The organism is Streptomyces lavendulae subsp. lavendulae (assembly GCF_002803845.1).
Lineage (GTDB): Bacteria > Actinomycetota > Actinomycetes > Streptomycetales > Streptomycetaceae > Streptomyces > Streptomyces lavendulae.
Genome location: NZ_CP024985.1, coordinates 7,886,721 through 7,912,975 on the forward strand (window position 1 = coordinate 7,886,721; position 26,255 = coordinate 7,912,975).

At 73.6% G+C, this 26,255-nt stretch carries 24 protein-coding genes; 15 read left to right on the top strand and 9 right to left on the bottom strand.

Features of this window, described 5'->3' with window-relative positions:
- Positions 1–18: 18 nt before the first annotated feature.
- The 4 genes from SLAV_RS35355 (at position 19) to SLAV_RS35370 (ending at position 3,716) form a co-directional block, all read left to right on the top strand.
- A complete protein-coding gene (locus tag SLAV_RS35355) occupies positions 19–423 on the top strand; it encodes a hypothetical protein (RefSeq protein ID WP_030230203.1) in 405 nt (134 codons plus the stop codon).
- 62 nt (positions 424–485) lie between these two features.
- The gene (locus SLAV_RS35360; protein ID WP_037687359.1) at positions 486–1,127 is read left to right on the top strand and encodes a TetR/AcrR family transcriptional regulator; all 642 of its coding nucleotides are present in this window, start codon (positions 486–488) and stop codon (positions 1,125–1,127) included.
- Positions 1,127–2,515 (top strand): carotenoid oxygenase family protein, encoded by a 1,389-nt coding sequence (locus SLAV_RS35365; protein ID WP_051840982.1) that lies wholly within the window; start codon positions 1,127–1,129, stop codon positions 2,513–2,515. Before SLAV_RS35360 ends, SLAV_RS35365 begins: the two co-directional genes overlap by 1 nt.
- A gap of 76 nt (positions 2,516–2,591) precedes the next feature.
- Positions 2,592–3,716, top strand: coding sequence for a PP2C family protein-serine/threonine phosphatase (locus SLAV_RS35370; protein ID WP_030230211.1), 1,125 nt, complete (start codon positions 2,592–2,594; stop codon positions 3,714–3,716).
- Between the two features lie 151 nt (positions 3,717–3,867).
- Here SLAV_RS35370 and argG read toward each other — a convergent pair whose 3' ends face one another.
- The gene (argG, locus tag SLAV_RS35375; protein ID WP_030230241.1) at positions 3,868–5,316 is read right to left on the bottom strand and encodes an argininosuccinate synthase; all 1,449 of its coding nucleotides are present in this window, start codon (positions 5,314–5,316) and stop codon (positions 3,868–3,870) included.
- Positions 5,317–5,539: 223 nt separating this feature from the next.
- A complete protein-coding gene (locus tag SLAV_RS35380) occupies positions 5,540–5,842 on the bottom strand; it encodes a muconolactone Delta-isomerase family protein (RefSeq protein ID WP_030230250.1) in 303 nt (100 codons plus the stop codon).
- Between the two features lie 287 nt (positions 5,843–6,129).
- Here SLAV_RS35380 and SLAV_RS35385 point away from each other — a divergent pair, with 287 nt between their 5' ends.
- Together SLAV_RS35385 and SLAV_RS35390 are read left to right on the top strand one after the other, a co-directional pair.
- A complete protein-coding gene (locus SLAV_RS35385; RefSeq protein ID WP_030230253.1) occupies positions 6,130–7,194 on the top strand; it encodes a chitinase in 1,065 nt (354 codons plus the stop codon).
- Between the two features lie 73 nt (positions 7,195–7,267).
- Positions 7,268–9,793 carry a bifunctional serine/threonine protein kinase/MFS transporter gene (locus SLAV_RS35390; protein ID WP_051840983.1) on the top strand — a complete coding sequence of 842 codons (2,526 nt, stop codon included), beginning with the start codon at positions 7,268–7,270 and terminating at the stop codon, positions 9,791–9,793.
- Positions 9,794–9,809: 16 nt separating this feature from the next.
- Here the strand turns inward: SLAV_RS35390 and SLAV_RS35395 are convergent, their stop codons facing one another.
- Positions 9,810–10,466 (bottom strand): TetR/AcrR family transcriptional regulator, encoded by a 657-nt coding sequence (locus SLAV_RS35395; RefSeq protein ID WP_030230258.1) that lies wholly within the window; start codon positions 10,464–10,466, stop codon positions 9,810–9,812.
- A 70-nt stretch (positions 10,467–10,536) separates the two neighbouring features.
- On the opposite strand from SLAV_RS35395, the gene SLAV_RS35400 reads away from it, so the two are divergent.
- From SLAV_RS35400 to SLAV_RS35415, 4 genes are all read left to right on the top strand, one after another.
- Positions 10,537–11,946, top strand: a complete 1,410-nt coding sequence (locus tag SLAV_RS35400; protein WP_037687362.1) for an FAD-dependent monooxygenase — start codon at positions 10,537–10,539, stop codon at positions 11,944–11,946.
- Positions 11,947–12,022: 76 nt separating this feature from the next.
- Positions 12,023–12,508: a DUF6328 family protein gene (locus SLAV_RS35405; RefSeq protein WP_030230264.1), complete on the top strand. Its 486-nt coding sequence runs from the start codon at positions 12,023–12,025 to the stop codon at positions 12,506–12,508.
- An 88-nt stretch (positions 12,509–12,596) separates the two neighbouring features.
- The gene (locus SLAV_RS35410; protein WP_030230267.1) at positions 12,597–14,213 is read left to right on the top strand and encodes an outer membrane protein assembly factor BamB family protein; all 1,617 of its coding nucleotides are present in this window, start codon (positions 12,597–12,599) and stop codon (positions 14,211–14,213) included.
- Positions 14,210–15,256 carry an alpha/beta hydrolase gene (locus SLAV_RS35415; RefSeq protein WP_051840984.1) on the top strand — a complete coding sequence of 349 codons (1,047 nt, stop codon included), beginning with the start codon at positions 14,210–14,212 and terminating at the stop codon, positions 15,254–15,256. The genes SLAV_RS35410 and SLAV_RS35415 overlap by 4 nt, the downstream gene beginning before the upstream one ends.
- A 96-nt stretch (positions 15,257–15,352) precedes the next feature.
- Here the strand turns inward: SLAV_RS35415 and SLAV_RS35420 are convergent, their stop codons facing one another.
- The 5 genes from SLAV_RS35420 to cseB form a co-directional block, all read right to left on the bottom strand.
- Complete coding sequence (locus SLAV_RS35420; protein ID WP_199922170.1) at positions 15,353–15,598, bottom strand: hypothetical protein; 246 nt, start codon at positions 15,596–15,598, stop codon at positions 15,353–15,355.
- Positions 15,599–15,768: 170 nt separating this feature from the next.
- A complete protein-coding gene (locus SLAV_RS35425) occupies positions 15,769–18,318 on the bottom strand; it encodes an FtsX-like permease family protein (protein ID WP_030230285.1) in 2,550 nt (849 codons plus the stop codon).
- Positions 18,319–18,391: 73 nt separating this feature from the next.
- Complete coding sequence (locus SLAV_RS35430; protein ID WP_030230287.1) at positions 18,392–19,189, bottom strand: ABC transporter ATP-binding protein; 798 nt, start codon at positions 19,187–19,189, stop codon at positions 18,392–18,394.
- A gap of 116 nt (positions 19,190–19,305) precedes the next feature.
- Positions 19,306–20,577 carry a HAMP domain-containing sensor histidine kinase gene (locus tag SLAV_RS35435; RefSeq protein WP_234333619.1) on the bottom strand — a complete coding sequence of 424 codons (1,272 nt, stop codon included), beginning with the start codon at positions 20,575–20,577 and terminating at the stop codon, positions 19,306–19,308.
- 5 nt (positions 20,578–20,582) lie between these two features.
- Positions 20,583–21,335, bottom strand: coding sequence for a two-component system response regulator CseB (gene cseB / locus SLAV_RS35440; protein ID WP_030230292.1), 753 nt, complete (start codon positions 21,333–21,335; stop codon positions 20,583–20,585).
- Between the two features lie 282 nt (positions 21,336–21,617).
- Between cseB and SLAV_RS35445 the strand changes: the two genes are divergently transcribed.
- The gene (locus SLAV_RS35445) at positions 21,618–21,863 is read left to right on the top strand and encodes a hypothetical protein (RefSeq protein ID WP_037687365.1); all 246 of its coding nucleotides are present in this window, start codon (positions 21,618–21,620) and stop codon (positions 21,861–21,863) included.
- The gene (locus SLAV_RS35450) at positions 21,860–22,804 is read left to right on the top strand and encodes an ATP-grasp domain-containing protein (RefSeq protein WP_030230295.1); all 945 of its coding nucleotides are present in this window, start codon (positions 21,860–21,862) and stop codon (positions 22,802–22,804) included. Before SLAV_RS35445 ends, SLAV_RS35450 begins: the two co-directional genes overlap by 4 nt.
- A gap of 78 nt (positions 22,805–22,882) precedes the next feature.
- Here SLAV_RS35450 and SLAV_RS35455 read toward each other — a convergent pair whose 3' ends face one another.
- Positions 22,883–23,359, bottom strand: coding sequence for a lamin tail domain-containing protein (locus SLAV_RS35455; protein WP_030230296.1), 477 nt, complete (start codon positions 23,357–23,359; stop codon positions 22,883–22,885).
- Between the two features lie 214 nt (positions 23,360–23,573).
- Between SLAV_RS35455 and SLAV_RS35460 the strand changes: the two genes are divergently transcribed.
- The 3 genes from SLAV_RS35460 to SLAV_RS35470 all read left to right on the top strand — a co-directional run bounded on the left by SLAV_RS35460 (position 23,574) and on the right by SLAV_RS35470 (position 26,238).
- The gene (locus SLAV_RS35460; protein ID WP_030230299.1) at positions 23,574–24,530 is read left to right on the top strand and encodes a GlxA family transcriptional regulator; all 957 of its coding nucleotides are present in this window, start codon (positions 23,574–23,576) and stop codon (positions 24,528–24,530) included.
- A 111-nt stretch (positions 24,531–24,641) separates the two neighbouring features.
- A complete protein-coding gene (gap, locus tag SLAV_RS35465; RefSeq protein ID WP_030230308.1) occupies positions 24,642–25,640 on the top strand; it encodes a type I glyceraldehyde-3-phosphate dehydrogenase in 999 nt (332 codons plus the stop codon).
- Between the two features lie 184 nt (positions 25,641–25,824).
- Positions 25,825–26,238, top strand: coding sequence for a nuclear transport factor 2 family protein (locus SLAV_RS35470; protein ID WP_030230311.1), 414 nt, complete (start codon positions 25,825–25,827; stop codon positions 26,236–26,238).
- The last annotated feature ends 17 nt before the right edge of the window (positions 26,239–26,255 follow it).

Sequence of the window (26,255 nt, forward strand, 5' to 3'; positions counted from 1 at the left end):
CGACGAGGGGACCGGACCATGGCCATACAGACGACGACAGGACGAAGAGGCCCCACGTTCGTGCGGACGGCGATCGCCCTGCAGACCGCGGCCGTCCTCTTCCAGGCGGCCACCGCCGGACTGTTGCTCGCCACGTCGTACGGCGAACTGCTGCACGGTGTCGGAGCGCGCGTGATGTACGGCGCGTCGATGCTGTACGTGCTGGCCGCGGTCCTGGCCTGGAAGCCGGGCGGCGGTCCCGCGCGCCCCGTCCTGTACGCGTCCGGATTCCTCGTCCTGGCCTCGGTGCAGGTGGTGCTGGGCATCGCGCGCGTTCCGTCGGTCCATGTCCCCCTGGGCGTCATGATGTTCGGCCTGAGCCTGCTGGACCTGGGCCGGGTCGTGACGGACCGTCCGGCGGGGCGGGCCGCGCCCCGTCCGTAGCGACCGCACGGGATCGGACGGTGTGCTGGTAACAGCGTTACCTCTGGGTTATGTTGTTACCCATGACCACGCTCTATCAGGACGCCCTCCGGGCCGGCCAGGAAGCCGCACGGACCGCCGTCCTCGACCGCGCCATCGGGCTGCTGGTCGAGGAGGGGACCGCCGCGCTGACCATCCGGCGGATCGCCACCGAGATCGGCACCTCGACCAAGGTCCTCTACACGATGTTCGGCGGGAAGGAGGGCCTGGCCGACGCCCTGTACCGGGAGGGCTTCGCACGGTTGCGCCGGGCCCAGGAACAAGTCCCCCGGACCGGGGACCCGTTGGCCCACCTGAACGACCTCGCCGCGGCCTACCGGGAACACGCCCTGGCCGAACCGGCCTACTACCGCGTCATGTTCGAACGGGCCATCCCCCACTACACCCCCGGTGCCGAGGCCCTCGCCCTCGCCGGGACCGCCTTCGACGCCTCGGTCGCCGCCGTCGCCGCCTGCATCGGGTCCGGGGTCTTCCGGCCGGACACCGACGCCCACGAGATCTCGGAACTGCTCTGGGCCGCCGCGCACGGCGCCGTGAGCCTCGAACTCGCGGGCCACTTCCCGCCCGACACCGCCGCCCGCCGGTACGCCACCCTCATGACCGCGCTCGGCCAGGCCTTCCTCGCCGCGCCGGCCCCGCCCACCGACCGGGAACGGACCCCCTGATGACCAACCGCTACCTCTCGGGGAGCTTCGCGCCCGTCACCGAGGAGACCACCGCCCACGACCTGCCCGTCACCGGCCGCATACCCGGCCACCTCAGCGGCCGCTACCTGCGCACCGGCCCCAACCCGCTGGGCATCGAGGACGCCGCCGCGCACCTGTGGACCCTCGGCGAAGGCATGGTCCACGGAGTCCGCATCCGCGACGGCCGCGCCGAGTGGTACCGCAACCGCTGGGTCCGCTCCGCCTCCGTCGCCGACCGGCTCGGCGAACCGCGCCGCGGCGGCCCCGTGGACGAGCGGACGGACTTCGCCCCGAACGTCCAGGTGGCAGGCCTGGCCGGCCGCACCTTCGCGCTCATCGAAGGCGGGTTACGCCCGTACGAACTCACCTACGACCTGGACACGCTCGGCCCCTGCGACCTCGGCGCGACCCCCGAGGGCTACAACGCCAACGCCCACTCCCTCTTCGACCCGCGCACCCGCGAGCTCCACTCGCTCGCCTTCCGCTACGGCTCCGAACACGTCCAGCACATCGTGATGGACGAGACCGGCACGGTGCTCCGCGCCACCACCGTGCACACCCCCGGCAGCCCCTACATGCACGACTTCGCGCTCACCGACCACCACGTGATCCTCTTCGACGCCCCCGTGGTCTTCAGCGCGGCCCACCTCGCCACCGGGGTCCCCTTCTCCTGGGACGACACCCACCCGGCGCGGGTGGGCGTGATGCCCCGCGCGGGCGGCCCGGTGCGCTGGTTCCCCGTGACCCCGGGCCTGGTCGGCCACACCCTCAACGCCCACGAAAACGGGACGGACATCGTCGTCGACCTCGTCCGCCACCCCGAGGGCTTCGACATCCGCGACTTCGGCACCAGCCGTCCCACCCTCGACCGCTGGACCGTCGACCTCGCCGCCGGGACGGTCCGCGAGGAGCGGCTGGACGACCGCACCCAGGAGTTCCCCCGCGTCAACTCCCGCTTCACCGGGCTCCCTTACCGGTACGGCTACGCCGCCGCGGTCGAGCTGTACGCACCGCCGGCCGGACCCGGGGACCCGCGTCCGGACGAGGGCTTCAGCAACGCGCTCCTCAAACACGACCTGTCCCGCGGCACCACCGAGGCGCACGAGTTCGGGCGCTTCGCCGCGGTCGGCGAAGGCGTGTTCGTCCCTGCGGAGACCCCCATGGCCGAGGACGACGGCTACGTGATGGCGTACGTCCACAGCCCGGAGCGCGGCGCCGCCGACCTGGTGATCCTCTCCGCCCAGGACTTCACCGGAGAACCGCTCGCCCGCATCCACCTGCCCGTGCGCGTCCCCCTCGGCCTGCACGGCAACTGGGTCCCGGACGAGGGACCGGCCGTACGGCCGCCCGGGGGCGTACGCGGCTGACCCAAAGGGCGGGCTCCCCGGCGCGGACTCCGGCGGTGCCACTCGGCCCCCGGCCGGGGCGGTGTATGCAGGAGGGATGGACCTTGGGCGCCCGCGTGCGAGCAGTCATCCGGCAGGGGAGCAGGGCCACGCGCTGCTGGCGGTCCCGCTCGCGCTGATCACCATCGTGACCGTGGTCGACATCCTGGCCCCGCCCGAGGTGCACCTCGGGCCCTTCCTGGTGGCCGCCCCGGCCATCACGGCGTCGTTCGCCGGCCCCTGGACCACCGCGGCCGTCGGCGCCGTCGCCGTCGTCGCCCAGGGGGTGACGGCGATCGTGCGCAGCAGCCTGACCGACCTGAACCACACCTTCCAGATCGTCGCCCTCATCCTGATCTCCGTGATCGTGACGCTCTTCGCCCACCTGCGCGAGGTCCACGAGAAGGAGCTGATCCAGTTGCGCTCGGTCGCCGAGACCGCACAGCAGGTGGTGCTGCGGCCGCTCCCGGAGCGGATCGGCCCGCTGCGCCTGGCCTCCGTCTACCTGGCCGCCGAGGCCGAGGCCCAGATCGGGGGAGACCTGTACGCCGTCGCCCGCACGGCCCTCGGGACGCGAGTGATCATCGGTGATGTCCGGGGCAAGGGGCTGGAAGCCGTCGGGGACGCCGCGCTCGTCCTCGGCGCGTTCCGCGCCTCCGCCCACCAGGAGGCCGACCTGTCCGACCTGGTCGCCTACCTGGACGGGTCCGTGGCCCCGGACCCGGCGGGCCCACAGGTGTCCGACGGTTCCCCGGGCGACCCCGGCGAAGGGTTCGTGACCGCCGCCGTACTGGACCTCCCCGACCACGAGCGGGTCCTGCACCTGATCAACTGCGGCCATCCGCCACCGCTGCTGTTCCGCGGCACCCGGGTCACCTCGCTGGAGGTGGAGCATCCGGCACCGCCCCTGGGCCTGGCCGGGCTGGTCGAAGGGCGGGCGACCGCGCAGACCTTCCCGCTGGCGCCGGGGGACATCGTCCTGCTCTACACGGACGGGGTCATGGAGGCCCGCGACCGGAACGGGACCTTCTACCCGCTGGCGGAGCGGGCCGCGGCCTGGACCGGGGCGGACCCGCACGCCCTGCTGGACTACCTGCGCGACGACCTGCTCGGTCACGCGGCCGGCGGGGTCCTGGGTGACGACGCGGCTATGGTCGCCCTCCAGCGGCTCGGGCCGCTCTGAGGCGGCCGCGCGGACGGCCGATGGCGCGCAGGGTGCCCCGGACGGCCCCGGAACGGCCGCCGCCCCGGCGGAACGAAGTCCACCGGGGCAGCGGCCACGGACCCGCGCACGGCGGCCGGCCGGCCGTACGGAGCCGGCCGGCCTTCCGCGGTCAGTCCGTGCCGGACTCCATCGCGGCGCGGTCCAGCATCGTCTCCTCGTCGGTGGCCTCGCCACGGGAGGCGATCGCCTCGGCACCGCCCTCGTCCATGGCGCCGATCAGCCCGGTCGCGGCCGCCTGTGCGGCGCCGATCGGTGTCGGGTGGGGAGTGCCGACCAGGCCGAGCCCCACGTACTGCTCCAGGCGGGCGCGGGAGTCGGCGATGTCCAGGTTGCGCATGGTGAGCTGGCCGATCCGGTCCACCGGGCCGAACGCCGAGTCCTCGGTCCGCTCCATGGAGAGCTTGTCCGGGTGGTAGCTGAACGCCGGGCCCGTGGTGTCGAGGATCGAGTAGTCCTCGCCGCGCCGCAGCCGCAGCGTCACCTCGCCGGTGACGGCCGTGCCGACCCAGCGCTGCAGCGACTCGCGGATCATCAGCGCCTGCGGGTCCAGCCAGCGGCCCTCGTACATGAGCCGGCCGAGGCGCCGGCCCTCGTTGTGGTACGCGGCCAGGGTGTCCTCGTTGTGGATCGCGTTGACGAGGCGCTCGTAGACGATGTGCAGCAGCGCCATGCCGGGCGCCTCGTAGATGCCGCGGCTCTTGGCCTCGATGATCCGGTTCTCGATCTGGTCGGACATGCCCAGACCGTGCCGGCCGCCGATCGCGTTGGCCTCCATCACGAGGTCGACGGCGGAGGCGAACTCCTTGCCGTTGATGGAGACCGGGCGGCCCTGCTCGAAGCCGACCGTCACGTCCTCCGTGGCGATCTCCACCGACGGGTCCCAGAACCGCACGCCCATGATCGGGTCGACGGTCTCGATGCCGGTGTCGAGGTGCTCCAGCGTCTTGGCCTCGTGCGTGGCGCCCCAGATGTTGGCGTCCGTGGAGTACGCCTTCTCCGTCGAGTCCCGGTACGGCAGCCCGTGCGCGAGCAGCCACTCGGACATCTCCTTGCGGCCGCCGAGCTCGGTGACGAAGTCGGCGTCCAGCCAGGGCTTGTAGATCCGCAGGTGCGGGTTGGCGAGCAGCCCGTACCGGTAGAACCGCTCGATGTCGTTGCCCTTGAAGGTGGAGCCGTCGCCCCAGATCTGCACCCCGTCCTCAAGCATCGCGCGCACCAGCAGCGTGCCGGTCACGGCACGTCCCAGCGGCGTGGTGTTGAAGTACGGGCGCCCGCCCGACCGGATGTGGAACGCACCGCACGCGAGCGCCGCCAGGCCCTCCTCGACGAGGGCGGCACGGCAGTCGACGAGCCGGGTGATCTCGGCGCCGTACGCGGAGGCGCGGCTGGGCACGGAGGCGATGTCGGGCTCGTCGTACTGGCCGATGTCGGCGGTGTACGTGCAGGGGACGGCGCCCTTGTCGCGCATCCAGGCGACGGCGACCGAGGTGTCGAGCCCGCCGGAGAAGGCGATGCCGACGCGCTCGCCGGCGGGAAGGGACGTGAGGACTTTAGACATGGGAAGATTATGCAACACCACGCATGGTCATGCAACGCGGCGTCGGGATGGACTTTCCGCGACCGGGCCGCGGGAGCCGCCCCCGCCCCGAAACCACCTGGTCGCAGGCCTGGACCTGCCGGGTGGTCGCACGTCTGTCCCACCGCCCGCCGCGACGCGGCCCGCCGGCGGTCCGGGGCGGCGCGGTCGTCTGGCCCTCCTGAGCCCGGGGCGGGCCCGGGGCTCACTGCGCGGACGCGGGCCTTCCGGGGTCGTTGGGGTGCGACTCGACCGGGGTGACGACATGGGTCATCCACGCCCGCAGCGGCAGCGTGCCGAGCACCTCCTCCCGCAGCGCGGCCTCGTCGGAGGCCCGCCACAGGCCGATGCTCCGCAGCTCACCGACCGGGCGCCACAGTCGTACGAGGTGTCCCGCGGCGGCCAGCTCCCGTGCGCGGACCGCTTCGGCGGCGCGCCGCTCGTCCACGACGGCCGGGTCGGTGCCCTCGGGGATGGTGGTGGTGATCTCGACCAGGAACTCGCGCATGCTCCCTCTTCCTCCGCAGGGCCGACGGCCGACAGGTTATGGCCGCTCCGGCCGGCGTGCGGGGAGGCGGGTACCGGCCGTCCGGGGGAGCGCGGTGCGCGTCGAGGCCGCCCGACAGCCGTCCCGCTCGTCCCGCCCCGTCCGGCGCCAAGACCCTTGACGGATGGTCTGGACCAACTTTACGTTGTGGCGCACCGGCTCACCCCCGCTCCTCCCCCCGCCCGGTCCCGTCCTCCCGCCGCGGCGCCCAGGGCGCCCGCGCGGAAGCGGCACGAAGGGAGCACTCCATGATCCGCCGGACCATCCGCCTGCTCGGCGCGGGACTCGCGGCCGCGCTCCTCGCGCAGTTACCCGCCGCCGCGGCGACCCCGCCACCCGCCGCACCCGCCGCGGCCGACACCTGCCCGGTCAAGTCCAGGCCCACGGGCAAGGTCCTCCAGGGCTACTGGGAGAACTGGGACGGTTCGGCCAACGGGGTCCACCCGCCCCTCGGCTGGATACCGATCACCGACGCCCGCATCCGCGCCCACGGCTACAACGTCGTCAACGCGGCCTTCCCGGTCATCCGTTCCGACGGGACCGTCCTGTGGGAGGACGGCATGGACAGCACCGTGAAGGTGCCGACCCCCGCCGAGATGTGCCAGGCCAAACAGGACGGCCTCACCGTGCTGATGTCCATCGGCGGCGCGGCCGCCGGCATCGACCTCGGCTCCAGCGCCGTCGCGGACCGGTTCGTCGCGACGATCGTGCCCATCCTCCAGAAGTACAACTTCGACGGCATCGACATCGACATCGAGACCGGCCTCGTCGGCTCCGGCTCCATCGCCCAGCTGTCCGCGTCCCAGGCCAACCTGATCCGCATGATCGACGGCGTGCTGGCCCGCATGCCGGCCGGCTTCGGCCTGACGATGGCCCCCGAGACGGCGTACGTCACCGGCGGCAGCGTGGCCTACGGCTCGATCTGGGGCGCGTACCTCCCCGTCGTGAAGAAGTACGCGGACAACGGCCGGCTGTGGTGGCTGAACATGCAGTACTACAACGGCAGCATGTACGGCTGTTCCGGGGACTCCTACTCCGCCGGCACCGTCGCGGGCTTCAAGGCGCAGACGGACTGCCTCGACCGCGGTCTGGTCGTCCAGAACACCACCGTCAGGGTGCCGTACGACAAGCAGGTGCCGGGGCTGCCGGCCCAACCGGGAGCGGGCGGTGGCTACATGACGCCGAGTCTGGTGTCCCAGGCGTGGAACCCCTACGGAGGCCGGCTCAAGGGGCTGATGACCTGGTCGCTCAACTGGGACGGATCCCGGAACTGGACCTTCGGCGACAACGTCCGGGCGCTGCAAGGCCGTTGACCGCACGCCCCCTCGGGCGCGACATTCGCCCGAGGGGGCACCCACTGTTGGAGAGTTGCACTATCTTACTTCTGTGGAGCAGCTGACCGACGAAGATCCGGCGCGCATCGGCCCGTACCGTCTGATCGCCCGGCTGGGCGCGGGCGGGATGGGCCTGGTCTACCTGGGGCGTTCCGAAGCCGGACGCACCGTCGCCGTCAAGGTCGTACAGGCCGAGTACGCCGGGCACCCGGAGTTCCGCCGGCGCTTCGCCCGCGAGGTGGCGGCCGCGCGCAAGGTGGGCGGGAGCTGGACGGCGGCGGTCCTCGACGCCGATCCGGAGGCCGCGGTGCCCTGGGTCGCGACGCAGTACGTGCCGGGACCCGATCTGCACACGGTGGTCGCCAGGGACTTCGGGCCGCTGCCGGAACACTCGGTCCGCACTCTCGCCAACCGGCTCGCCCTCGCCCTCGGGGCCGTGCACGCGGCGGGCCTGATCCACCGCGACCTGAAGCCGTCCAACGTCCTCGTCACCGTCGACGGCCCCCGGGTCATCGACTTCGGCATCGCCCGCGCGATGGACAGCCTGGGCGGGGACAGCCTGCACACGCGCACCGGCATGCTGATCGGCTCTCCGGGCTTCATGTCCCCGGAACAGGTCCGCGGTCTCGCGCTCACCCCCGCCAGCGACGTCTTCTGCCTGGGCGCCGTCCTCGTCTACGCCGCCACGGGCAGGTTCCTCTTCGGCGCCCGGGACACCGGCCTCAACGTCCACCTGTTCCGGGTGGCCGAGGAGGAGGCGGACCTGACCGGTGTACCGCAACCGCTGGCCGAACTCGTGGGCGCCTGCCTGCACAAGGACCCGGCCCGGCGGCCCTCCCCGGCGGAGGTGGCCGCCCGTACGGAGCCGGACCCCGCGACGGACCCGGCGACGGAGTGGCTGCCGGGCCCGGTGCTGGCCCAACTCGGGCGCCACGCAGCCCGGTTGCTGGACTACGCCCCCGCGCAGCGCGCCGGGGCCCCGGACCGGCCCCCGGCCGCCGTCACCCCCGCCGCGCCGCCACCCGTGCCCGACCCGCGGGCGCGGTCCCCGCACACGCCTCCCGCGTACGCCCCGACCCTCCCGGCCCCGGCCGGCCCTTCGCCCGGATTCGGCCCGGCGCCGAGCCCCGCCCCGAGCCCGGCCCCGAGCCCGAGCCCGAGCCCGAGCCCCGCCGTCGTTCCTTCGCCGGCCGCGACCACGACCCCCGCGCGGAACCAGGCGCCCCCGCCCGCCGGACGGCGCCGGAGCCTGGTGGTGGCGGCGGTGGCGCAGCTGGTGGTGGTACTCGACGACGTGATGTTCAGGTCGGCCGGGCCTATGGTCCAGGCCGACACGCACCTCTCCTCCGACGGCATGTACCAGCTCTTCGGCGTCTACCTCCTCGTCCTCGGCGGGCTGCTCCCGCTCGGCGGACGCGTCGCGGACCTCGTGGGCCGCAGACGGGTCATGGCCGTCGCACTGGCCCTGTTCGCCGCGGCGGCCGTGGTCGGCGGTTCGTCCGAGGCGCCGTCCGTGCTGATCTGGGCCCGCGCCGTGCAGGGCGCCGCCGCCGCGTTCCTGCTGCCCGCCTCGCTCGCCCTGGTGGTCACGGGTTCCACCGACCCCACGGCGCGCCGCCGGGCCCTCGGGGTCTACGCCGCGGTCGTCGGCAGTGGTACCGCGCTCGGGGTGATGCTGATGGCACTGCTGATCGCGCAGCTCCACTGGCGCGTGGCCCTGTACGCCGCCGCCCTGACCGCAGTGATCGCGGCCGGCGCCGTACTCGGCCTGCCGGCGGACCGTGCGGGCGGCTCCGGTGACCGGCTCGACGTGCCGGGCGTGCTGCTCAGCTCCGGCGGGCTCGTCGCCTTCACCTTCGCCTTCGGTGAGCTGAGCCGGCGCCACGGGTTCGAGCCTCCCGTCGCCGTCTCACTGGCGCTCAGCGCCGTCCTGCTCGCGGCCTTCCTGATACGGCAGACCCGGATTCCGGATCCCCTCCTGCCGCCGCACTTCTTCCGGACCCCGGGCCGCACGGGCTGCCTCGTCACCTCGGTCCTGGCGGGCGCGGGCCTGCTCGCCGTCGTACCGGCGGTCTTCTCCTACGCGGCCCCCGGCCCCGGCCTCATGCTGCTGGTCGGGGCCGTCACCATCGGTTCGACCCAGGTCTCCGCGCGCCTGCTGGACCGCGTCGCGCCCCGCGTGCTGATCGTCGCAGGCCTGCTGGCCGTCACGCTCGGCCTGTTCCTCCTCTCCGGGCTCGGGGACAGCAAGGGCATCGGCCCGGTGCTGCCCGGCGTGCTCCTCGCCGGCTCGGGCGTCGGCGTGGCCCTCGTCCCCGTCCTCGCCGTCATGACCGCCGCCGTCCCCGGGAAGCACTCCGGCGCGGCCTCGGGGGCACTGGCCGCGGGGCAGCACATGGGCGTCGTACTCGGCACGGTGCTGCTCGGCGGCTTCGTCCAGTCCGCCGACCGGCTACGGGACTTCCCTCTCATCGTCTGGTGGGTGTGCGGATTCCTGCTGCTCGCGGCCCTGGTCGCCGGGCTGACGATCAGGGGCCGGGCGCCCGCTGCGGCCGGGGGAGTGCCGGTCCGCCCCTGACCGGGCGGGAGTGCGGTCAGCCGATGCCGTAGCGGGCCGCGATTCCGGCCAGGACCAGCTCCAGACCCTCCTCGAAGCCCTCGTCGTAGTCCTGGAACAGGTCGGCGCCGGCCGTCGCGGCGAGCGGGTAGTCGGCCAGCCGGGCGGCGCGCTCCTCGATGTCGTAGCCCTCCCGGCGCTGCCCCGGCAGGGGCTCCACGCCCTGTTCCTCGGTGACGAACCCCAGGGTGAAGAAGTAGACCGTGGAGGTGGCGCGGACCGCCTGGGGCGGGGTGAAGCCCGCCTCGGTGAGGGCGCGCAGGTTCGCCTCCATCTGGACCGCGTGTTCGGTGCCCGTGAAGCGGGAACCGCTGAAGACCTTCGCCCCGTCGCGGTACCCCAGCAGGGCCGCGCGCAGGCACCTGTTGCCCGCCAGGAGCCGCTCCCGCCACGTGGCGCCGGGGGCGAGCCGCGCGTCGGCGTCCGCGGCCATCCGGCGGTACATCTCCGTGGCCATCTCGTCGAGCAGCTCCTGTTTGCCCTTGAAGTGCCAGTACAGGGCGGGCGCCTGGACGTTCAGCTCCTTGGCGATGGCGCGCAGGGTGAGGCCGTCGAGGCCGGTCTCGTCGAGGAGCCGCAGCGCGGTATCCACGATCTGCCTCTTGTCGAGTCTGGGAGCTTTCCGGGTCGTCACGCTTGACAGCTTAACAGTGTTAAGGCAATTCTTCGGGGAGACGGAACTTAACAGCGTTAAGGAGAATGCCATGTACGACGTACTGGTCATCGGTGCGGGCCCCACCGGTCTCGCCCTCGCCGTGGACCTGGCGCGGCGCGGTGTGCGGGCCCTCGTCGTGGAACGGGCCGGGGGCCTCTTCCCCGGCTCCCGCGGCAAGGGCGTCCAGCCCCGTACCCGGGAGGTCCTCGACGACCTGGGCGTGGGCGAGGCGATCGCCGCGGCCGGCGGCCCCTACCCGGTCGCGATGGTCTGGCAGGACGGCGTGCGCCGGGGCGAGCACCAGATGTTCGACGACAGCGAGGAGCCCGGGGACTCGCCGTACCGCGAGCCCTGGATGGTCCCGCAGTGGCGCACGCAGGAGATCCTCGCCGCCCGCCTCGCGGAACTGGGCGGAGAGGTCGCCTTCGGCCGCGAGCTGGTGGGCATCACCCAGGACGGGGAAGGGGTGACGGCCGTTTTCGCCTCGGGCCCGGCGCTGCGCGCCCGCTACGCCGTCGCCGCCGACGGCGGCCGCTCCACCGTCCGGCGCGCGCTCGGCATCGCCATGGCGGGTGAGACCGTGGACCCCCGACCCGTGCTGGTCGCCGACGTCCGCGTCGAAGGCCTGGACCGCGAGAACTGGCACGTCTTCCCGGCCGCCGACGGTGCCGGGTTCCTCGCGCTCTGCCCGCTCGCCGGGACGCGGGACTTCCAGCTCACGGCCCAGTTCCCGGAAGGCGCGGACATCGACCTCTCCGTCGACGGAATCCGGGCCGTGCTCGCCGCCCGCTCGCACCTCGCCCCCGAAGCGGTGACGCAGGTGCTCTGGGCCTCGGACTTCCGGCCGCGCGCCGCGCTGGCCGACGGCTTCCGGCAGGGGCGGATCTTCCTGGCCGGGGACGCCGGGCACGTCCACTCGCCCGCGGGCGGCCAGGGACTCAACACCAGCGTCCAGGACGCGTACAACCTGGGCTGGAAGCTCGGCGCCGTACTGGGGGGCCGCGCGCCCGACTCCCTCCTGGACACCTACGAGGAGGAACGGCGGCCCGTCGCCGCCGAGATGCTCGGCCTGTCCACCCGGATCCACCGGGGAGAGGCCCGGCGCGGTGCGGCCACGCGGCAACTGGGCCTGGGCTACCGGGAGTCCTCCCTGGCGGTGGAGACCCGTACGGACCTGCCCGAGGACGCGGTGCGGGCGGGCGACCGCGCGCCGGACGGCGACGCGGGCGACGGCGCACGGCTCTTCGACGCGTTCCGGGGCCCGCACTGGACCCTGCTGGCCGTGGGCGCCGCCCCCGGAGCCGCCCTGCCGGCCCTGCCCACCGCCCGCACGGTGCGGGCGCCGTCGCAGGCGGCGTACGGGGACGGCCTCTACCTCGTCCGCCCCGACGGCTACGTCGGCTGGGCGGGCACCACGGCCGCCGGAGCCGCGTGGTACGCGGACCGGACCGGCCTGTAGGGCCCCGGTCCGCCCCCGCGCATGCGGGGCCCGCTCGCGGGTAGGCGCGCGGTGACGGGCGTTCCAGGGAGGCGTCATGCCCCACGACACCAGGGCCGGGCGGAACGAGAGCGTGGAAGAGCGCGCGGACCGGCAGTGGCAGGACCTCCTCCAGGAGATCCGCGTCGCCCAGACCGGCGTCCAGATCCTCTTCGGCTTCCTGCTCACGGTCGTCTTCACCCCCGTCTTCGCGGGTCTCCCGCAGACCGATAAGACGATCTACATCGTCACCGTGGTGCTGGGGTCGCTGGCGACAGGCGCGCTCATCGGCCCGGTGGCCTTCCACCGCATCGTCGCGGGCCGGCGGATCAAACCCGAGGCGGTCGTGTGGGCCGGGCGCCTGATCGCCACGGGCCTCGTCCTGCTCCTGGCCACCTGCACGGCGGCGCTCCTGCTCGTCCTGCGGGTCGCCACCCACAACGCCCTCGTGCCCTGGATCGTGGGCGGCGTGCTGGCCTGGTACCTGCTGTGCTGGTTCGTCCTGCCCCTGTGGGCGCGGATCCGCCACACCTCCGAGCGGTGAGCGGTGCGGGGCCGGGCGGAATCCGTTGGCGGTCCGTCCCGGGCGTGGGGATCATGGACGATCACCCACCGTCCCGGGAGGACCCCGCATGCCCCCTGAGCCGTTCGTCCGCCGCGTGCTCGGCGACCGTCCGTTCGCCGAGATCGGAGAACCGGCCCTGGCCCTCGTCCACGAGAGCTCGCGGCTGGTCGCCGTGGGCGGGGACGTGGGCTCCGTCCAGTGGCGCGGCGGCGCGATCGCGACCTCCCGCTGGACGGGGCACCGGATCGGGATCTACGAGCGGGACGGACTGCGCTGCCGCCACCTCACCCGGTCCCGGTACCCGGTGCGCTCGCTCGCCTTCCACCCCGTCCTCCCCCTCCTGGCCGCCGGAACGGGCCGCTACGACGGCGGTTTCCTCTTCGAGGGCGAACTGCTCCTGATCGACACCGCAACCGGCGCCGTGGTGTCCGCGCTGAGCGACGCGCGGGAAGTGCTCGGCGTGGAGTGGCTCGGCGCCACGGCGCTGCGCCTGGTGCTGGCACCCACGGACGACTGGGACAACCGTCTCGCGCACCGGCAGGGCCACGTGACCGTGGTCGACCGCCCCGACTGGAGCGCGGTCGGGAAGGGGGCGATCGGCTCCGACGAGCTGGCCGCCCCCGCGGAGCCGGCCGCCCGGACCGACCGTGGCGGGGAGGCCCGCGCGCTCCTGACGGAGCTCGCGGCGGCGGCCGGCCGAACCTGGTCCGTACGCCGCCGGGTGTGGGCCGTCGAAGCCCTGGAGGACGGCCGCGCCCTGGCTGCCCTGGACGGGGTCCGTGCGGAGTCGTGGCTCCCGTCGGGGGAGCGGCAGTGGGCGGTCGAGGACGAGGTGGGCGGGCGCCAGCTCCTCCCGGCCCCCGACGGGACCTCCCTGTGGACCAACGCCGAACGCGGCCACCTGCGCGCGGGACGCGGGGAGCATCCGTCCCCCGAGAGCGCCCGGATCGCCCGGATCGCCCTGGAGACGGGGCGGGTGCTGGAGACCGTGGTCCCGGACGCGCCCGCGGTCCTGCTCGCGGGGGGCTCCCGGACGGTCCTGCGGATCCTGGACGGCCCCCGGAAGCCTCCCGCACGGCTGGTGCTGCTGGATCGGACCGGTCCGGTTGACGGACCGGAGGCCGGCGGGTTCGACGTGTTCAACCATCCCTTCCCGGTCCGGCGCGCGAGCGCCGCGTACGCCCTGGTGGGTACGGACCCGGGCGAGCCGCACCGGGACAAGTGGGTCATGGCGGTGAGCGCCGACGGGACACCGCGCCGGCTCTTCCCGCACTCCTGGGAACCGCAGGAGCACCACTTCGGCGGCCCCGCGGCCGAGATCGGCCCGTCCCTGGTGTACGCGGGCGAGGTCCACGACGGCCAGGGCATACGGCCCGGGGGAGCCTACGTCGTACGGCGGTCCCTGGACGGGGACGTGCGTTGGCAGTACCGCACCGACCACCCCGCGACCGCCCTCGACACCGACGGCGAGACGGTCTACGTGGCCTACAACTCCGGCGCGCTGGTGGCACTGGACGCCGAGGACGGTTCCGTGCGGTGGCACCGCGCACTGGAGGTCGGCGGCGCACCCACCGTGGCGCTGTCCCTCGTCCTGGCACCGCAGGGCCACCTGCTCGTCGGCACCGTCGACGGCCGCGTCCTGGAGTGCGAGGCCTCCCCCGCGGGACGGCGGGACCCCGCATGAGCGCCGGCGGCGGGCCGTACGGGCCCGGCCCCCTCACGGGTCCGGGTCCGGCCGCGCCCCCCTTCGACCCCGAACTGGGCGCGGCCCTGGCGGCCTTGGGGGACGCCGTGCGGGAGCCGTTCACCCCGCAGAACCTCGTGGCCCGGCAGGAGCGGGACGCCGCCGTCCGGCCCCGGCCGTCGCTGCGGGACCTGCGGGCCGACGGCCGCTTCGAGGTGGACGAGCTGCGCGTGCCCGGAGCGGCGGGCGACCCCGACGTGACGCTGGTGAGCGCCCGCCCGGCAGGGGCCGCGGGCCCGCTGCCCCTGCTCTACTACATGCACGGCGGCGGCATGATCATGGGCAACGCGTGGTCCGTGCTCCCGCAACTGCTGCGCGCGTGGGCCCTCCCGCTGGGGCTGGCCGTCATCTCGGTCGACTACCGGCTGGCGCCCGGGGCGCGCTACCCCGGACCGCTGGAGGACTGCTACGCCGGCCTCGTCTGGGCGGCCGCGCACGCCGCCGGGCTGGGCATCGACGCGGACCGCATCGTGATCGGCGGCAAGAGCGCCGGGGGCGGACTCGCCGCGGCGCTCGCCCTCCTCACCCGGGACCGGGGCGGGCCCGCCCCGATCGGGCAACTGCTCCTGTGCCCCATGCTCGACGACCGCGACCGGACCTTCTCCAGCCGTCAGATGGCCGGCGTCGACACCTGGGACCGCACCTCCAACGCCACCGCCTGGCAGGCGGTCCTGGGCGACCGGCACGGCGCCGCCGATCTGCCGGCCTACGCGGCTCCCGCCCGGGCCACCGACCTGTCCGGGCTGCCCCCGGCCTACGTCGAGGTCGGCTCGGCCGAGACCTTCAGGGACGAGGACGTGGCCTACGCCAACGCGATCTGGCAGGCCGGCGGCCAGGCCGAACTGCACGTGTGGCCGGGGGCCTTCCACGGCTTCGACACCCTCGCCCCCCGGGCGGCCCTCAGCCGGGACGCCCGCGAGGCCAGGACCCGCTGGCTGCGCCGTACCCTCGCGCGGCACGCACCGGCGCCCGAAGGGGCGTAGACCACCGCCGGTCCGCGGGGGCGCACGCGGCGGGGCCCGCACGCCGCGGGGGCGGCCGACGTGGTGGTCGGCCGCCCCCGCGGTGGTGCCTGAGCGTCAGTGGGCGCCGAGGTGGGCGAAGTCGGCCCACTCCTTCTCGCCCTCCTTCGCGCAGGTCGAGGTGTAGGCGGGGCCGAACGCGGCCGGGATGGCGGCGGCCGACGAGCAGGTGGACGCGAAGGCGGCGTGGCCGCCGGAGAACTGCTCCAGGTCGACGCCGTCGTTCGCCAGGGCGGCGCCGGCCCCGCCCAGCAGGATGCCGGCGGCCAGGACAGAGGCGGTCAGGGCGGAACGCATACGCATGACTACTCCTACAAGATCTCTGGATGACGCGCCTGAGAGGTGGCGTGTCGGCCCTTCAACATCGGCGGGGGGCAACGGGAAACGGCATGTCACTCCAATGCCGGGCACACCCGGAACGCCGCCGCGTCCGAGGCCGCCGTACGGGACCTTGCGGGAGTTGGGGCGAATGGTTACTGCACCGCCGTCGCGGCCGCAATGTCGGTCCGGGCGGCCCTGCGGGCCGGCCAGACCGAGGCGAGCAGCGCGCCCACCAGCGCGATGAGCACGCCGACGGCCAGCCGCCCCCAGGGAAGGACCAGCGCGTAGCCCGCCACGCTCTCCTGGAGGGTGCGTCCGAGCGCCCACCCCAGGAAGACGCCCAGGGCCGTGCCGAGCGTCGCGCCGAGCCCGCCGAGGAGCAGGGCCTCCAGGCGGATCATGCGGCTCACCCCGGAGCGGTCGACGCCGAGGGCGCGCAGCGTGCCGATCTCCTTGTGGCGTTCGAGGACGGACATCGCGAGGGTGTTCGCGATGCCCAGCGCGGCGATGGCCAGGGCCATGCTGAGCAGCGCGTAGAACACGTTGAGCTGTTCGCCGATGTCCCCGCTGTCCTGGGCGCGGATGCCTGCCTGGTCGAGTACGGCCAGGGCGGGGTTGTCCCCGAGGGCGCGGGTGACCTCGCCCAGGGAGGCCCGGCCCGGTCCGCCGGGCGTGTCGACGAGGACGCCGGCGGTGCTCGGGGCGGAGTCGTACCGGGCCACGAGGGAGTCGGGCGCGGTGATGCTGGGGAGCAGGTTGCTCTGCTCGTCCGCCCGGTAGACGGCGCCGATGGTGACGCTCCCGCGCTTGCCGTCCTGCCGCTCCAGGGGGAGGGTCTGGCCGACGCGCCAGCCGGCCGGCCCGGCCTTGAAGTCGGCCACGGCGATCCGGCCCTCGGCGAGCGAGTCCAGGGAGCCCTCGATCACGTCGTACCGCAGGAGCCCGCCGATGGTGGCCGGGTCCACGCCGGTCAGGACGGAGGGGACACCGCCCAGGCGGTACCCGGTGGACTGGTCGAGCGGACTGGACCGGACGCCCGGAAGCCCCTTGAGGGGGGCCGCGGTGTCCGGGGTCATCCGCATGCCGCCCTCGGCGGGCTTCACCAGGTAGTCGGCGGTGAAGTCGTGGGTGGTCGCGCGGTCGAGGTAGCGGGCGGCGGAGGCGCCGAGGACGGACAGGCCCGAGGCCAGGGTGAGCGCGATGGCGAGCGCCGCCGCCGTGGCACCCGTACGCCGCGGATCGCGCACGGTGTTGCGGGCCGCGAGGGTGCCGTGCACCGGGTGGAGGCGGGTCAGCAGCGGCCGCAGCAAGGCCGTGAACGGCCGGGCCAGCAAGGGGATCAGGCCGATCGCACCGGTCAGCGCCAGGGCCGCGCCGACGCCGATGACCGTCCGCGAGTCCCGCCCCGGGGAGAGGGCCCCGTACGCGGCCGCCCCGACACCGGCGAGCAGCAGCGCGGCGCACAGGCCGGTGCGCAGGGAGCCCGTCCGGGCAGGCTGCGCGGGTTCGGCCGCGCCGAGCGCCGCGACGGGCGGGATCGCCATCGCCCGGCGGATCGGGAGCCAGGCGGCGACCATGGGCAGGACGGTTCCGACCAGCAGGGACGTGAGCACGGTGCCCGGGGTGAGGACCAGCGGGGCGGCCGGGGCGTCGTCGGCGGCGAAGACCGTCCGGAGCAGGGCCGCGACCCCGGTGCCGGCGGCGAGACCGGCCGCCGAGGCGAGCGCGCCGACGAGGAGCGACTCGGTCAGCAGGACGCGGCGCACCTGCCGGCGGGTGGCGCCGACGGCCCGCATCAGGGCCAGCTCCCTGGTGCGCCGGGAGACCAGCATCGTGAAGGTGTTGGAGATGAGGAAGGTGGCGGTGAACAGCGCGACGGCGGCGAACCCGACGAGGATCTGGCTCATGGTGTCGCTGTCGTTGGTGGCGAGGTTCGCCTGGATCCGGGCGAGTTGGGCCCCGGTGGCCGCGCCGGTGCCCGGGGGCAGCGCCGACTCGACCCGGCCGAGGAGGTCCCGCACGCCGGTGCCGGGCGCCGCCGTCAGGTCGGCCTTCGCGTAACGGCCGGGCCGCAGGAAGAGCCGCTGGGCGGTGGCGTCGGTGAACAGCGTCAGGCTGCCCCCGGCGGGCCGCGCGGTCCCGTCGGTGCGGAAGATCCCGCTGAGCGTGTACGAGGCGGCGCCCTGGTTCGTGCCGACGCGCACGGTGTCACCGACGCGGTAGCCGCCCTTCGCGGCCGTGGTCTCGTCGAGGGCGATCGCGTCGTCGCGGGTCGGGCCGGACCCCCGGGTGAACCGGTAGGCCGGGTCCGTGCCGTGGGCGCCCGGTGCGAAGTTGGCGCCCTTGTGGGACGGGCCGTGGCCGAGGAGGCGCCCGTCGCGGTCGGCGACGGCGGCGAAGCCGTCGACCCGTCCGGTGGCGGCGGCGACGCCGGCGACCTTGGCCAGGGCGGCGACCGTGGCGGCGTCGACACCGGGCGGACCGTCGCCGGCCACGGCGGCGCCGCCGCGGGAGTCGTCGGGGAAGACGCTGACGGCGATGCGCCCGTATCCGTCGGTCGCCCGGGCCGTGGCGGCGCGGTTCGCGCTGTCGCCGTAGATCAGGCTGCCGGAGATGAAGGTGACGCCCAGCATGACCGCGAACGCGGTCATCAGCAGGCGGGCCTTGTGCGCGAGGACGTTGCGCAAGGCGGTACGGAACATGGGTGCGGATCCTGGGGGGCGGGCTCGGCGGACGCGAGCGGGTGGCTGGTGCGGAGCGGGGGAGGGGGACGGATCAGCCGGTGTGCGCACGGGTGTCGAACGCCTTCATCCGGTCCAGGACGCGTTCGGGGGTGGGACGGGCCATCTCGTCGACGAGGCGGCCGTCGGAGAGGAAGACCACGCGGTCGGCGTACCCGGCGGCGACCGGGTCGTGGGTGACCATGACCACCGTCTGACCCAGCTCGGTCACCGAATCGCGCAGGAAGCCGAGGACCTCCGCCCCGGCCCGGGAGTCGAGGTTCCCGGTGGGCTCGTCACCGAAGACGATGGCGGGGCGGGAGACCAGCGCCCGGGCCACGGCGACGCGTTGCTGCTGCCCGCCGGACAGCTGCCCGGGCCGGTGGCCCAGGCGCTGGGAGAGGCCGACCATCGACACCACGCGGTCCAGCCACTGAGGGTCGGGCCGCCGTCCCGCGATGGTCAGCGGCAGCGTGATGTTCTCCAGCGCGGTCAGGGTCGGCAGCAGGTTGAACGCCTGGAAGATGAACCCGACGCGGTCGCGGCGCAGCCGCGTGAGCTGCCCGTCGTCCAGGTCCCCGAGTTCGGTCGTGCCGATGCGGACGGAACCGGAGCTGAAGGAGTCGAGCCCGGCCGCGCAGTGCATCAGGGTGGACTTGCCGCAGCCGGACGGACCCATGATGGCCGTGAACTCGCCCTCCCGGAAGGAGACGCTGACGCGGTCCAGGGCGACGACGCGGGTGTCGCCGTCGCCGTAGACCTTCGACAGGTCGGTGGTGGCGGCCGCGACGGCGGCCCCGGTCGTCGGGCGCGGAGCGAGCGGGTCGGACGGGAAACGGGGGACGGCGGTCACGGGGACTCCTCTTCGGTGCGCTGCGGTGCGCTTCGAAGGGTGTCCGGCGAACGTATCGGCGCCCGGGCGGCCGGGTACGGGCCGCCGCTCCGTCGTGTATCGGTTGTGCAGCGGCGCTACGGCAGGCGCAGCGTGGCGACGGCGCCGCCGTCCGGGGCGTTGTCCAGCCGCAGTTCGGCATCCAGCAGCCGGGCCTGGCCCAGGGCGATGGTCAGCCCCAGGCCGTGCCCGGAGCCGCGCTCCGCGGCACCCGTGTGGAAGCGGCGGGGGCCGCCGAGGAGGATGTCACGGGGGAACCCGGGGCCGTGGTCGCGCACGACGACGGTACGGCCCTCGACGGTGACCTCCACCGGGGCGGCTCCGTGCCGGTGGGCGTTGATCACGAGGTTGCCGACGATCCGTTCGAGGCGGCGCGGATCGGTCTCCACCGTCTGCGCCGTCTCCACCGCTCGGGCCGCCGCCCCGGGTCCGGTCACGGTGACACGGGCGTCGAGGCCCGTGCGGGCCACGGCCTCCGCGACGACCGCCCCGAGCGGCACGTGGGCGCGCACCGGCCGTTCGGCGCCGGCGTCCAGCCTGGAGATCTCCAGCAGGTCCTCGACCAGCCCGCGCAGGTCGCGCACCCGGGCCCGGAGCAGATCCTCCGTCTCCCCGGGCGGGAGCAGGTCGACGGCCGCCAGCAGGCCGCCGACCGGGGTGCGCAGTTCGTGGGCGACGTCCGCGGTGAACTGGCGCTCGGTGCGCAGGCGCCGGCTGAGGCTGTCGGCCATGAGGTCGACGGTGGCGGCGATGTCGGCCACCTCGTCCCGGCCCTTGGTGGGGCCCGTCCGGGCGTCGAGGTCACCGGCGGAGATCCGGCCCGCCGTCTCGGAGACCCGCCGCAGCCGGCGGGCGAGCAGCCCGGCCCCGTACACCGCCACGGGTGTGGCCGCCACCAGGGCGGCCAGCGAGGCCACCGTCATGGTCACGTCGAGGCGTTGCAGGTCGTGGAGCTCCGGGCCCATGTTCACCTGGACGGCCAGCACCCGGCCGCCGGGACCGTCGGTCCGTACGGCCGCCCAGACGCTGGGGCCCAGGTTGCCGTCGACGCGCCCGTCGTACGCCGTGTGCCGGGAGGTGTCGGTGAGCCGGCGCAGGGAGGCGGGAAGCCCGGCCGGATCGAGATCGGCGCCGTTCGTCAGGGTTCCGGTGCGCCGGTGGACTTCCATGGCGGCGTAGAGCGAGTTGAGGGCCTGTGCCTCGGCCCGGCCGCGGATGTCCCGCGCGGTCCACACGTGCACGAGCGCGCCCACCGCGGCGGCGACCAGGCAGGCCGTGGCCGCGGCCAGCGCGGCGATCTTCCAGCGCAGGGACACGCGGTCCGGCCGCGGCCGGGGGAACGGGCGCACCGGCCTCAGCGCCTGAACTTGTAGCCGAAGCCGCGCACCGTCTCGATCCGGTCCCGGCCCACCTTGCCCCGCAGCCGCTGCACGCAGAGGTCGACCACCCGGCTGTCGCCGTCCCATCCGTAGTCCCAGACCTCGCGCAGGAGGGTGTGCCGGTCCAGCACGATGCCCGGATGGGCGGCGAACTCCAGCAGCAGTTTCAGCTCGGTCGGGGTCAGCGCCACCGGGCTTCCGGCGAGGGACACCTCCAGTCCGGCGGTGTCGATGGTCAGGTCCCCGAAGACCAGTGAGCGCCCGTCGGAGGCCGGGGTCCCGGTGTCCGGGGGCGACGCGGGCCGGGGTGCGGGCGGCGGCGCGGGCGCGTAGGTCGCCCGCCGCAGCAGGGAACGGATCCGCGCCACGAGGACGTAGGTGTCCACGGGCTTGACCACGTAGTCGTCGGCCCCGGCCTCCAGACCGGCGACGACGTCGAGCCCGTCACCGCGGGCGGACATCATCAGGACCGGCACCAGGCTGGTCTCCCGGACCCTGCGGCAGAGCCCGATCCCGTCGAGGCCGGGCAGCATCACGTCCAGGATCAGCAGGTCGAAGTCCGCGTCGCGGAAGAGCTCCAGCGCGGTCAGCCCGTCGGCGGCGGTCCGCACGCGGTAGCCGTAGCGTTCCAGGGCGACGGCGAAGGACCGGCGCATGAGCTCGTCGTCCTCCACCAGCAGCACGCGCACGGGAGGCGCGGGGGCGGGAGCCGGGGTGGACACGGACACGGGCGGACGACTCCTGTCGGGACGGATGCGGTCGGCGACCGGGAGGGGCGACCTGAAGGGAACGATAGGCCAGACACCGGAGGTGGTCCGCGCATCGCACGGCGGACGGAACCGATCGATGGACGACCAAGCGTTCCCCGATACACACCCGATACAGAACCCCGCCGGAACACCGTCTCCGGATACGCGGTCACATTCCGTCCTCCGCCCGGAGTTGCGGGGCCGGGAGGGAGGCATAGGCTGGTTGTGAATGGCCAACTTGTGCTATAGGGAGTGAGGGTGATGACGAAGATCAAGCTCGGCGAACCCGTGGACAAGGCGCGGTTGGACAAGAATCCTCCCCCGGTCGTCATCGAATGCCAGCCCGACTCGTTCATCCGGCTGGAAACGCCGGAGGAACTGCGTGTATGGGAAACAATCGTCCGGCAGACGACCGGTCTGGAGATGTCCGCCAGCGATCTGCGGGCCACCGGTACCGAGGGCTGCTCCTGCGGCTGCTCCGACAAGAGTGATGTCTGCCCCGAATGATTGTCACCGTTTCGCTCAAGGATGACATTCACGCACTCGCGGTCCGGAACGAGGCGCGCAGGCGCGGATACCGGGATTTCCACATAGTCGAGTGTGATCGGCTCAGCGGAAGACAAAGCCTCTCCTGGGATTCTCACGGGAACTCCCCGACCACGCTGCGCACCTCGGACGGGCGGGAAATCGCCCTGGAAGAGACCTCGTTGGTCTGGTGGCGAAGGGTGCGAGCCGCCCAGAAGGCCACGGAGGACAACAAGGACGCATTCGAGCGGAACCTCATCAACAACGATTGCCGCGGGGCGCTCACAGGAATTCTCTGCACGGCCTTCCACGGGCAGTGGATCTCCCATCCCGAGGCGACCGACCGGGCGTCGGACAAGCTGTATCAGATGGCTGTCGCCCAGAAATCGGGATTCCGGGTCCCCAGGACCCTGGTCACGCAGTCGCGCGACGAGGTGGCGGATTTCCTGGGAGAGGTCGGACGCGTCATCGTCAAGCCCGTGGTGGGCACGTCGGGGCCGTTGCTCTTCACCCAGTACCTCGAAGACCCGGCCTCGATCGCGATGGAATCCTTCGAGGCGTGCCCCGCGATCTACCAGGAATACATCGAAGGGGACGAACACGTTCGTCTGAACTGCTTCGGTGACCGCATGTACGCGGCCCTGCTGAAGACCGACAAACTCGACTGGCGCGCGGACCTCACCATTCCGATCTCGGTGTGGCCCGTTCCCGACGAGACGGCGGAGAAGGTGGTGGCGGTCCTGCGGGGGCTCGGCCTGCGCATGGGGGCCATCGACATCAAACTGACCCCGAGCGGGGAGCCGGTCTGGCTCGAAGTGAATCCGCAGGGCCAGTTCCTCTTCCTGGAGCCGCTCCTGCGGATCCCGCTGGCCGGGTACTTCCTGGACTTCCTGCTCGACGAGGCGCGGACGGCCCCCCGCTGACCGCCGGACGGCGGTCGGCGGGAGGCCGGACACGGGCGGCGGCTCGACGCCCCCGGGGGGAGCGGCCGCCGGTGAGGGTCAGCTGTGGTGGCCGCCGCGGCCCCACGACTGCGTGTCCAGGACGTTCCCGCGGTTGTCGCGCAGGGTGGCGGTGTCGCGCTTGTCCCAGATCTGCTGACGGCGGCCCTGGTAGAGGTCGCGCTGGGTGTTGCGGCCCTGGCCGGTGTGGACCTTGACGCTGGAGCGGCCGTCCAGGCGGAAGTCGCTGAAGCGGTAGCGGTTGCCCTCACGGTCGGTCAGGGTGAAGCCCCGCAGGTTGACGCTGTGGCGGCCGGTGTTCTTCACCTCGACCCACTCCCCGTTCAGGGCGCGGTTGGAGCGGTCGTCGCGGCCGGGGCTGTCGTACTGGACGCCGCCGATGACGACCGCCGAGCGCTGGCCCTTGTGGTCGCGTCCGTGGTCGGCGGCGACGGCCGGCAGGGCCGCCGCACCGATGAGGGCGCCCGCGGCCACGAGGGAGGCGACCACGCGACGGGTGGCGAGAGAAGCAGACATGGAGATGACCCCTTCAACAGACAGCCCGGCCCGGTCTCGTGAAAGCCGGACGGGCTCCGAACGGTTCCCGGCGTCCTGCCGAGGAGCCACACTCTGGCGCGCCCGGCTGGCCAAAAGGTGGATCATCCGGCGCGTGTTGCCAAATGCGGATTTATCCATGACTATCCCTTGAAGTCAATAAACATCTAAGCTGCGTTGGCGTACGCTCGTGCCCGTGCCACGTACCCGCCTGCGCCATGTCGCCGTCCTCGTCCTCGAAGGGGCCAAGCCGCTCGACGTCGGCATTCCCGCCCAGGTGTTCTCGACCCGCGCGAGCATGCCGTACGAGGTACGGGTGTGCGGCGCGGCCCCGGGCCTGGTGACCGGTGGCGACGGCCTGTCCTACTACGTCGCGCACGGCCTCGAAGCACTGGTCTGGGCCGACATCGTCTTCGTCCCCGGCTACCGCTTCCCCGACCGCGACGACCCGCCGCCGGCCGTCGTCGACGCGCTGATCGCGGCCCATGCCCGCGGCGCACGGCTCGCCGCCATCTCCACCGGTGCCTTCGCGCTCGCCGCCACGGGACTGCTCGACGGCAAGCGCGCCACGACGCACTGGCACTACGCACGGGCCCTGGCGGCGAAACGTCCGCTGGTGCGGGTCGACGAAAACGTCCTGTTCGTGGACGAGGGCAGCGTGCTCACCTCCGCCGGCGCCGCCTCGGGCATCGACCTGTGCCTGCACGTCCTGCGGGGCGACCTCGGCGTGGCCGCGTCCAACCACGCCGCCCGGCGCCTGGTCGCGGCGCCCTACCGCAGCGGGGGCCAGGCACAGTACGTGCCCCGCAGCGTGCCCGAGGTGCACGGCGAGCGGTTCGCCGCCACCCGCGAATGGGCCCTGCACCGGCTCGGCGAGCCCCTCACCCTGGAGCTCCTCGCGCGGCACGCCGCCGTGTCGGCGCGCACCTTCTCGCGCCGCTTCGCCGAGGACACCGGGTACACGCCGATGCAGTGGGTCATGCGCGCCCGCGTGGACCTGGCCCGCGAGCTGCTGGAGCGATCGGAACGCAGCGTCGAGCAGATCGCCGCCGACGTCGGCCTCGGCACCGGATCCAACCTGCGGCTGCACTTCCAGCGCATCCTCGGCACCACGCCGAGCGAGTACCGGCGCACCTTCACCCGGGGCGAATAGCCGGGCGCGCCGCCGCCCGTGGCGCGATCCTTGCGGACCGTGGCAATCCCGCCGCTGTCACGGCCGCGACCAGCGGGGGAACCTGGTGGCGAACCCGAAAGGACACGCCTCATGACTCGCATCGCCATCAACGGATTCGGCCGCATCGGACGCAACGTGCTGCGCGCGCTGCTCGAACGCGACAGCGACCTCGATGTCGTCGCCGTCAACGACCTCACCGAGCCCGCCACCCTCGCCCGGCTGCTCGCGTACGACACCACGTCGGGCCGCCTCGGCCGCCCGGTGACCGTCGAGGGGAACGTCCTCGTCGTCGACGGCCGCCGCATCACCGTGACGGCCGAGCGCGAGCCGGCGAACCTGCCGTGGGCGGAGCTCGGCGTCGACATCGTGCTGGAGGCGACCGGTCGCTTCACCTCGGCCAAGGCGGCCCGCGCCCACCTCGACGCAGGTGCGAAGAAGGTACTGGTCAGCGCGCCGGCGGACGGCGCCGACATCACGCTCGCCTTCGGGGTGAACACCGACGCGTACGACCCGGACCTGCACACGATCGTCTCGAACGCCTCCTGCACCACCAACGCGCTCGCACCCCTGGCCAAGGTCCTCGACGACCTCGCGGGCATCGAGCACGGCTTCATGACCACGGTGCACGCCTACACGCAGGAGCAGAACCTCCAGGACGGCCCGCACCGGGACCCCCGCCGCGCCCGCGCCGCCGCCGTCAACATCGTGCCGACCACGACGGGCGCGGCCAAGGCGATCGGCCTCGTCCTGCCGAACCTCGACGGCAAGCTGTCCGGCGACTCGATCCGCGTGCCCGTACCCGTCGGATCGATCGTCGAGCTCAATACGACGGTCGCCCGCGACGTGACGCGCGACGAGGTGCTGGACGCCTACCGCGCCGCGGCGCAGGGCCCGCTCGCCGGCGTACTGGAGTACTCGGAGGACCCGCTGGTCTCCTCCGACATCACGGGCAACCCGGCCTCGTCGATCTTCGACTCGGAGCTGACCCGCGTCGACGGCCGCCACATCAAGGTGGTCGCCTGGTACGACAACGAGTGGGGCTTCTCGAACCGCGTCATCGACACGCTGCAGCTGCTCGCCGCGCGCTGACCCGGGGCCGGTGCACGGGGCGCCCGCGGCGGCGGGCGCCCCGGCCGCAGCTGCCACCTGCGGCGACAACGCCCGGTTGTCGAGGCGGTCGGACGGTTGTTGGAACGACGGGAGCCCGTGCGGTGAGCTGTGACCACAGCGGCCCGACGGACCGCGAGACACAGCCACCGAAACGGAGCTCCCCATGACCGCCACCGACCCCAAGGCCGTCGTCACCCGTTACGTCGAAGCGGTGCGCGACGGAGACCTCCCCGCCGTCCGCGACAGCTTCGCGCCCGACGCCACCTGGACCTACCCCGGCGACCTGCCGATCTCCGGCACCCACGAGGGCCGTACCGCCATCCTGGAGGACTTCCTCGGCGCCGTGGGCCCCCTCATCCGCCCCGGCACCACCGTGATCGAGCTGACCCACGCCTTCGCCGACGGAGACCAGGTCCTCGCCGAATGGACCTCGACGGCGACCACGGTCGACGGCGCCGCCTACGCCAACCGCTGCGCCGGGGTGTTCACCGTCCGCGACGGTCGGATCGCCGCGGTGCGCGAGTACGCGGACACCCGGCACACCGCGGACGTGCTCTTCCCCGCACACCGCGGCTGAACCCCGCCGGTCGCGGC

What these genes read in the sequence shown, in the direction of transcription:
- SLAV_RS35355 (WP_030230203.1), top strand. Translation starts at nt 19, where the DNA reads ATGGCCATACAGACGACGACAGGACGAAGAGGCCCCACGTTCGTGCGG.
- SLAV_RS35360 (WP_037687359.1), top strand. Translation starts at nt 486, where the DNA reads ATGACCACGCTCTATCAGGACGCCCTCCGGGCCGGCCAGGAAGCCGCA.
- SLAV_RS35365 (WP_051840982.1), top strand. Translation starts at nt 1,127, where the DNA reads ATGACCAACCGCTACCTCTCGGGGAGCTTCGCGCCCGTCACCGAGGAG.
- SLAV_RS35370 (WP_030230211.1), top strand. Translation starts at nt 2,592, where the DNA reads ATGGACCTTGGGCGCCCGCGTGCGAGCAGTCATCCGGCAGGGGAGCAG.
- argG (WP_030230241.1), bottom strand. Translation starts at nt 5,316, where the DNA reads ATGTCTAAAGTCCTCACGTCCCTTCCCGCCGGCGAGCGCGTCGGCATC.
- SLAV_RS35380 (WP_030230250.1), bottom strand. Translation starts at nt 5,842, where the DNA reads ATGCGCGAGTTCCTGGTCGAGATCACCACCACCATCCCCGAGGGCACC.
- SLAV_RS35385 (WP_030230253.1), top strand. Translation starts at nt 6,130, where the DNA reads ATGATCCGCCGGACCATCCGCCTGCTCGGCGCGGGACTCGCGGCCGCG.
- SLAV_RS35400 (WP_037687362.1), top strand. Translation starts at nt 10,537, where the DNA reads ATGTACGACGTACTGGTCATCGGTGCGGGCCCCACCGGTCTCGCCCTC.
- SLAV_RS35405 (WP_030230264.1), top strand. Translation starts at nt 12,023, where the DNA reads ATGCCCCACGACACCAGGGCCGGGCGGAACGAGAGCGTGGAAGAGCGC.
- SLAV_RS35410 (WP_030230267.1), top strand. Translation starts at nt 12,597, where the DNA reads ATGCCCCCTGAGCCGTTCGTCCGCCGCGTGCTCGGCGACCGTCCGTTC.
- SLAV_RS35415 (WP_051840984.1), top strand. Translation starts at nt 14,210, where the DNA reads ATGAGCGCCGGCGGCGGGCCGTACGGGCCCGGCCCCCTCACGGGTCCG.
- SLAV_RS35420 (WP_199922170.1), bottom strand. Translation starts at nt 15,598, where the DNA reads ATGCGTATGCGTTCCGCCCTGACCGCCTCTGTCCTGGCCGCCGGCATC.
- SLAV_RS35425 (WP_030230285.1), bottom strand. Translation starts at nt 18,318, where the DNA reads ATGTTCCGTACCGCCTTGCGCAACGTCCTCGCGCACAAGGCCCGCCTG.
- SLAV_RS35445 (WP_037687365.1), top strand. Translation starts at nt 21,618, where the DNA reads ATGACGAAGATCAAGCTCGGCGAACCCGTGGACAAGGCGCGGTTGGAC.
- SLAV_RS35450 (WP_030230295.1), top strand. Translation starts at nt 21,860, where the DNA reads ATGATTGTCACCGTTTCGCTCAAGGATGACATTCACGCACTCGCGGTC.
- SLAV_RS35455 (WP_030230296.1), bottom strand. Translation starts at nt 23,359, where the DNA reads ATGTCTGCTTCTCTCGCCACCCGTCGCGTGGTCGCCTCCCTCGTGGCC.
- gap (WP_030230308.1), top strand. Translation starts at nt 24,642, where the DNA reads ATGACTCGCATCGCCATCAACGGATTCGGCCGCATCGGACGCAACGTG.
- SLAV_RS35470 (WP_030230311.1), top strand. Translation starts at nt 25,825, where the DNA reads ATGACCGCCACCGACCCCAAGGCCGTCGTCACCCGTTACGTCGAAGCG.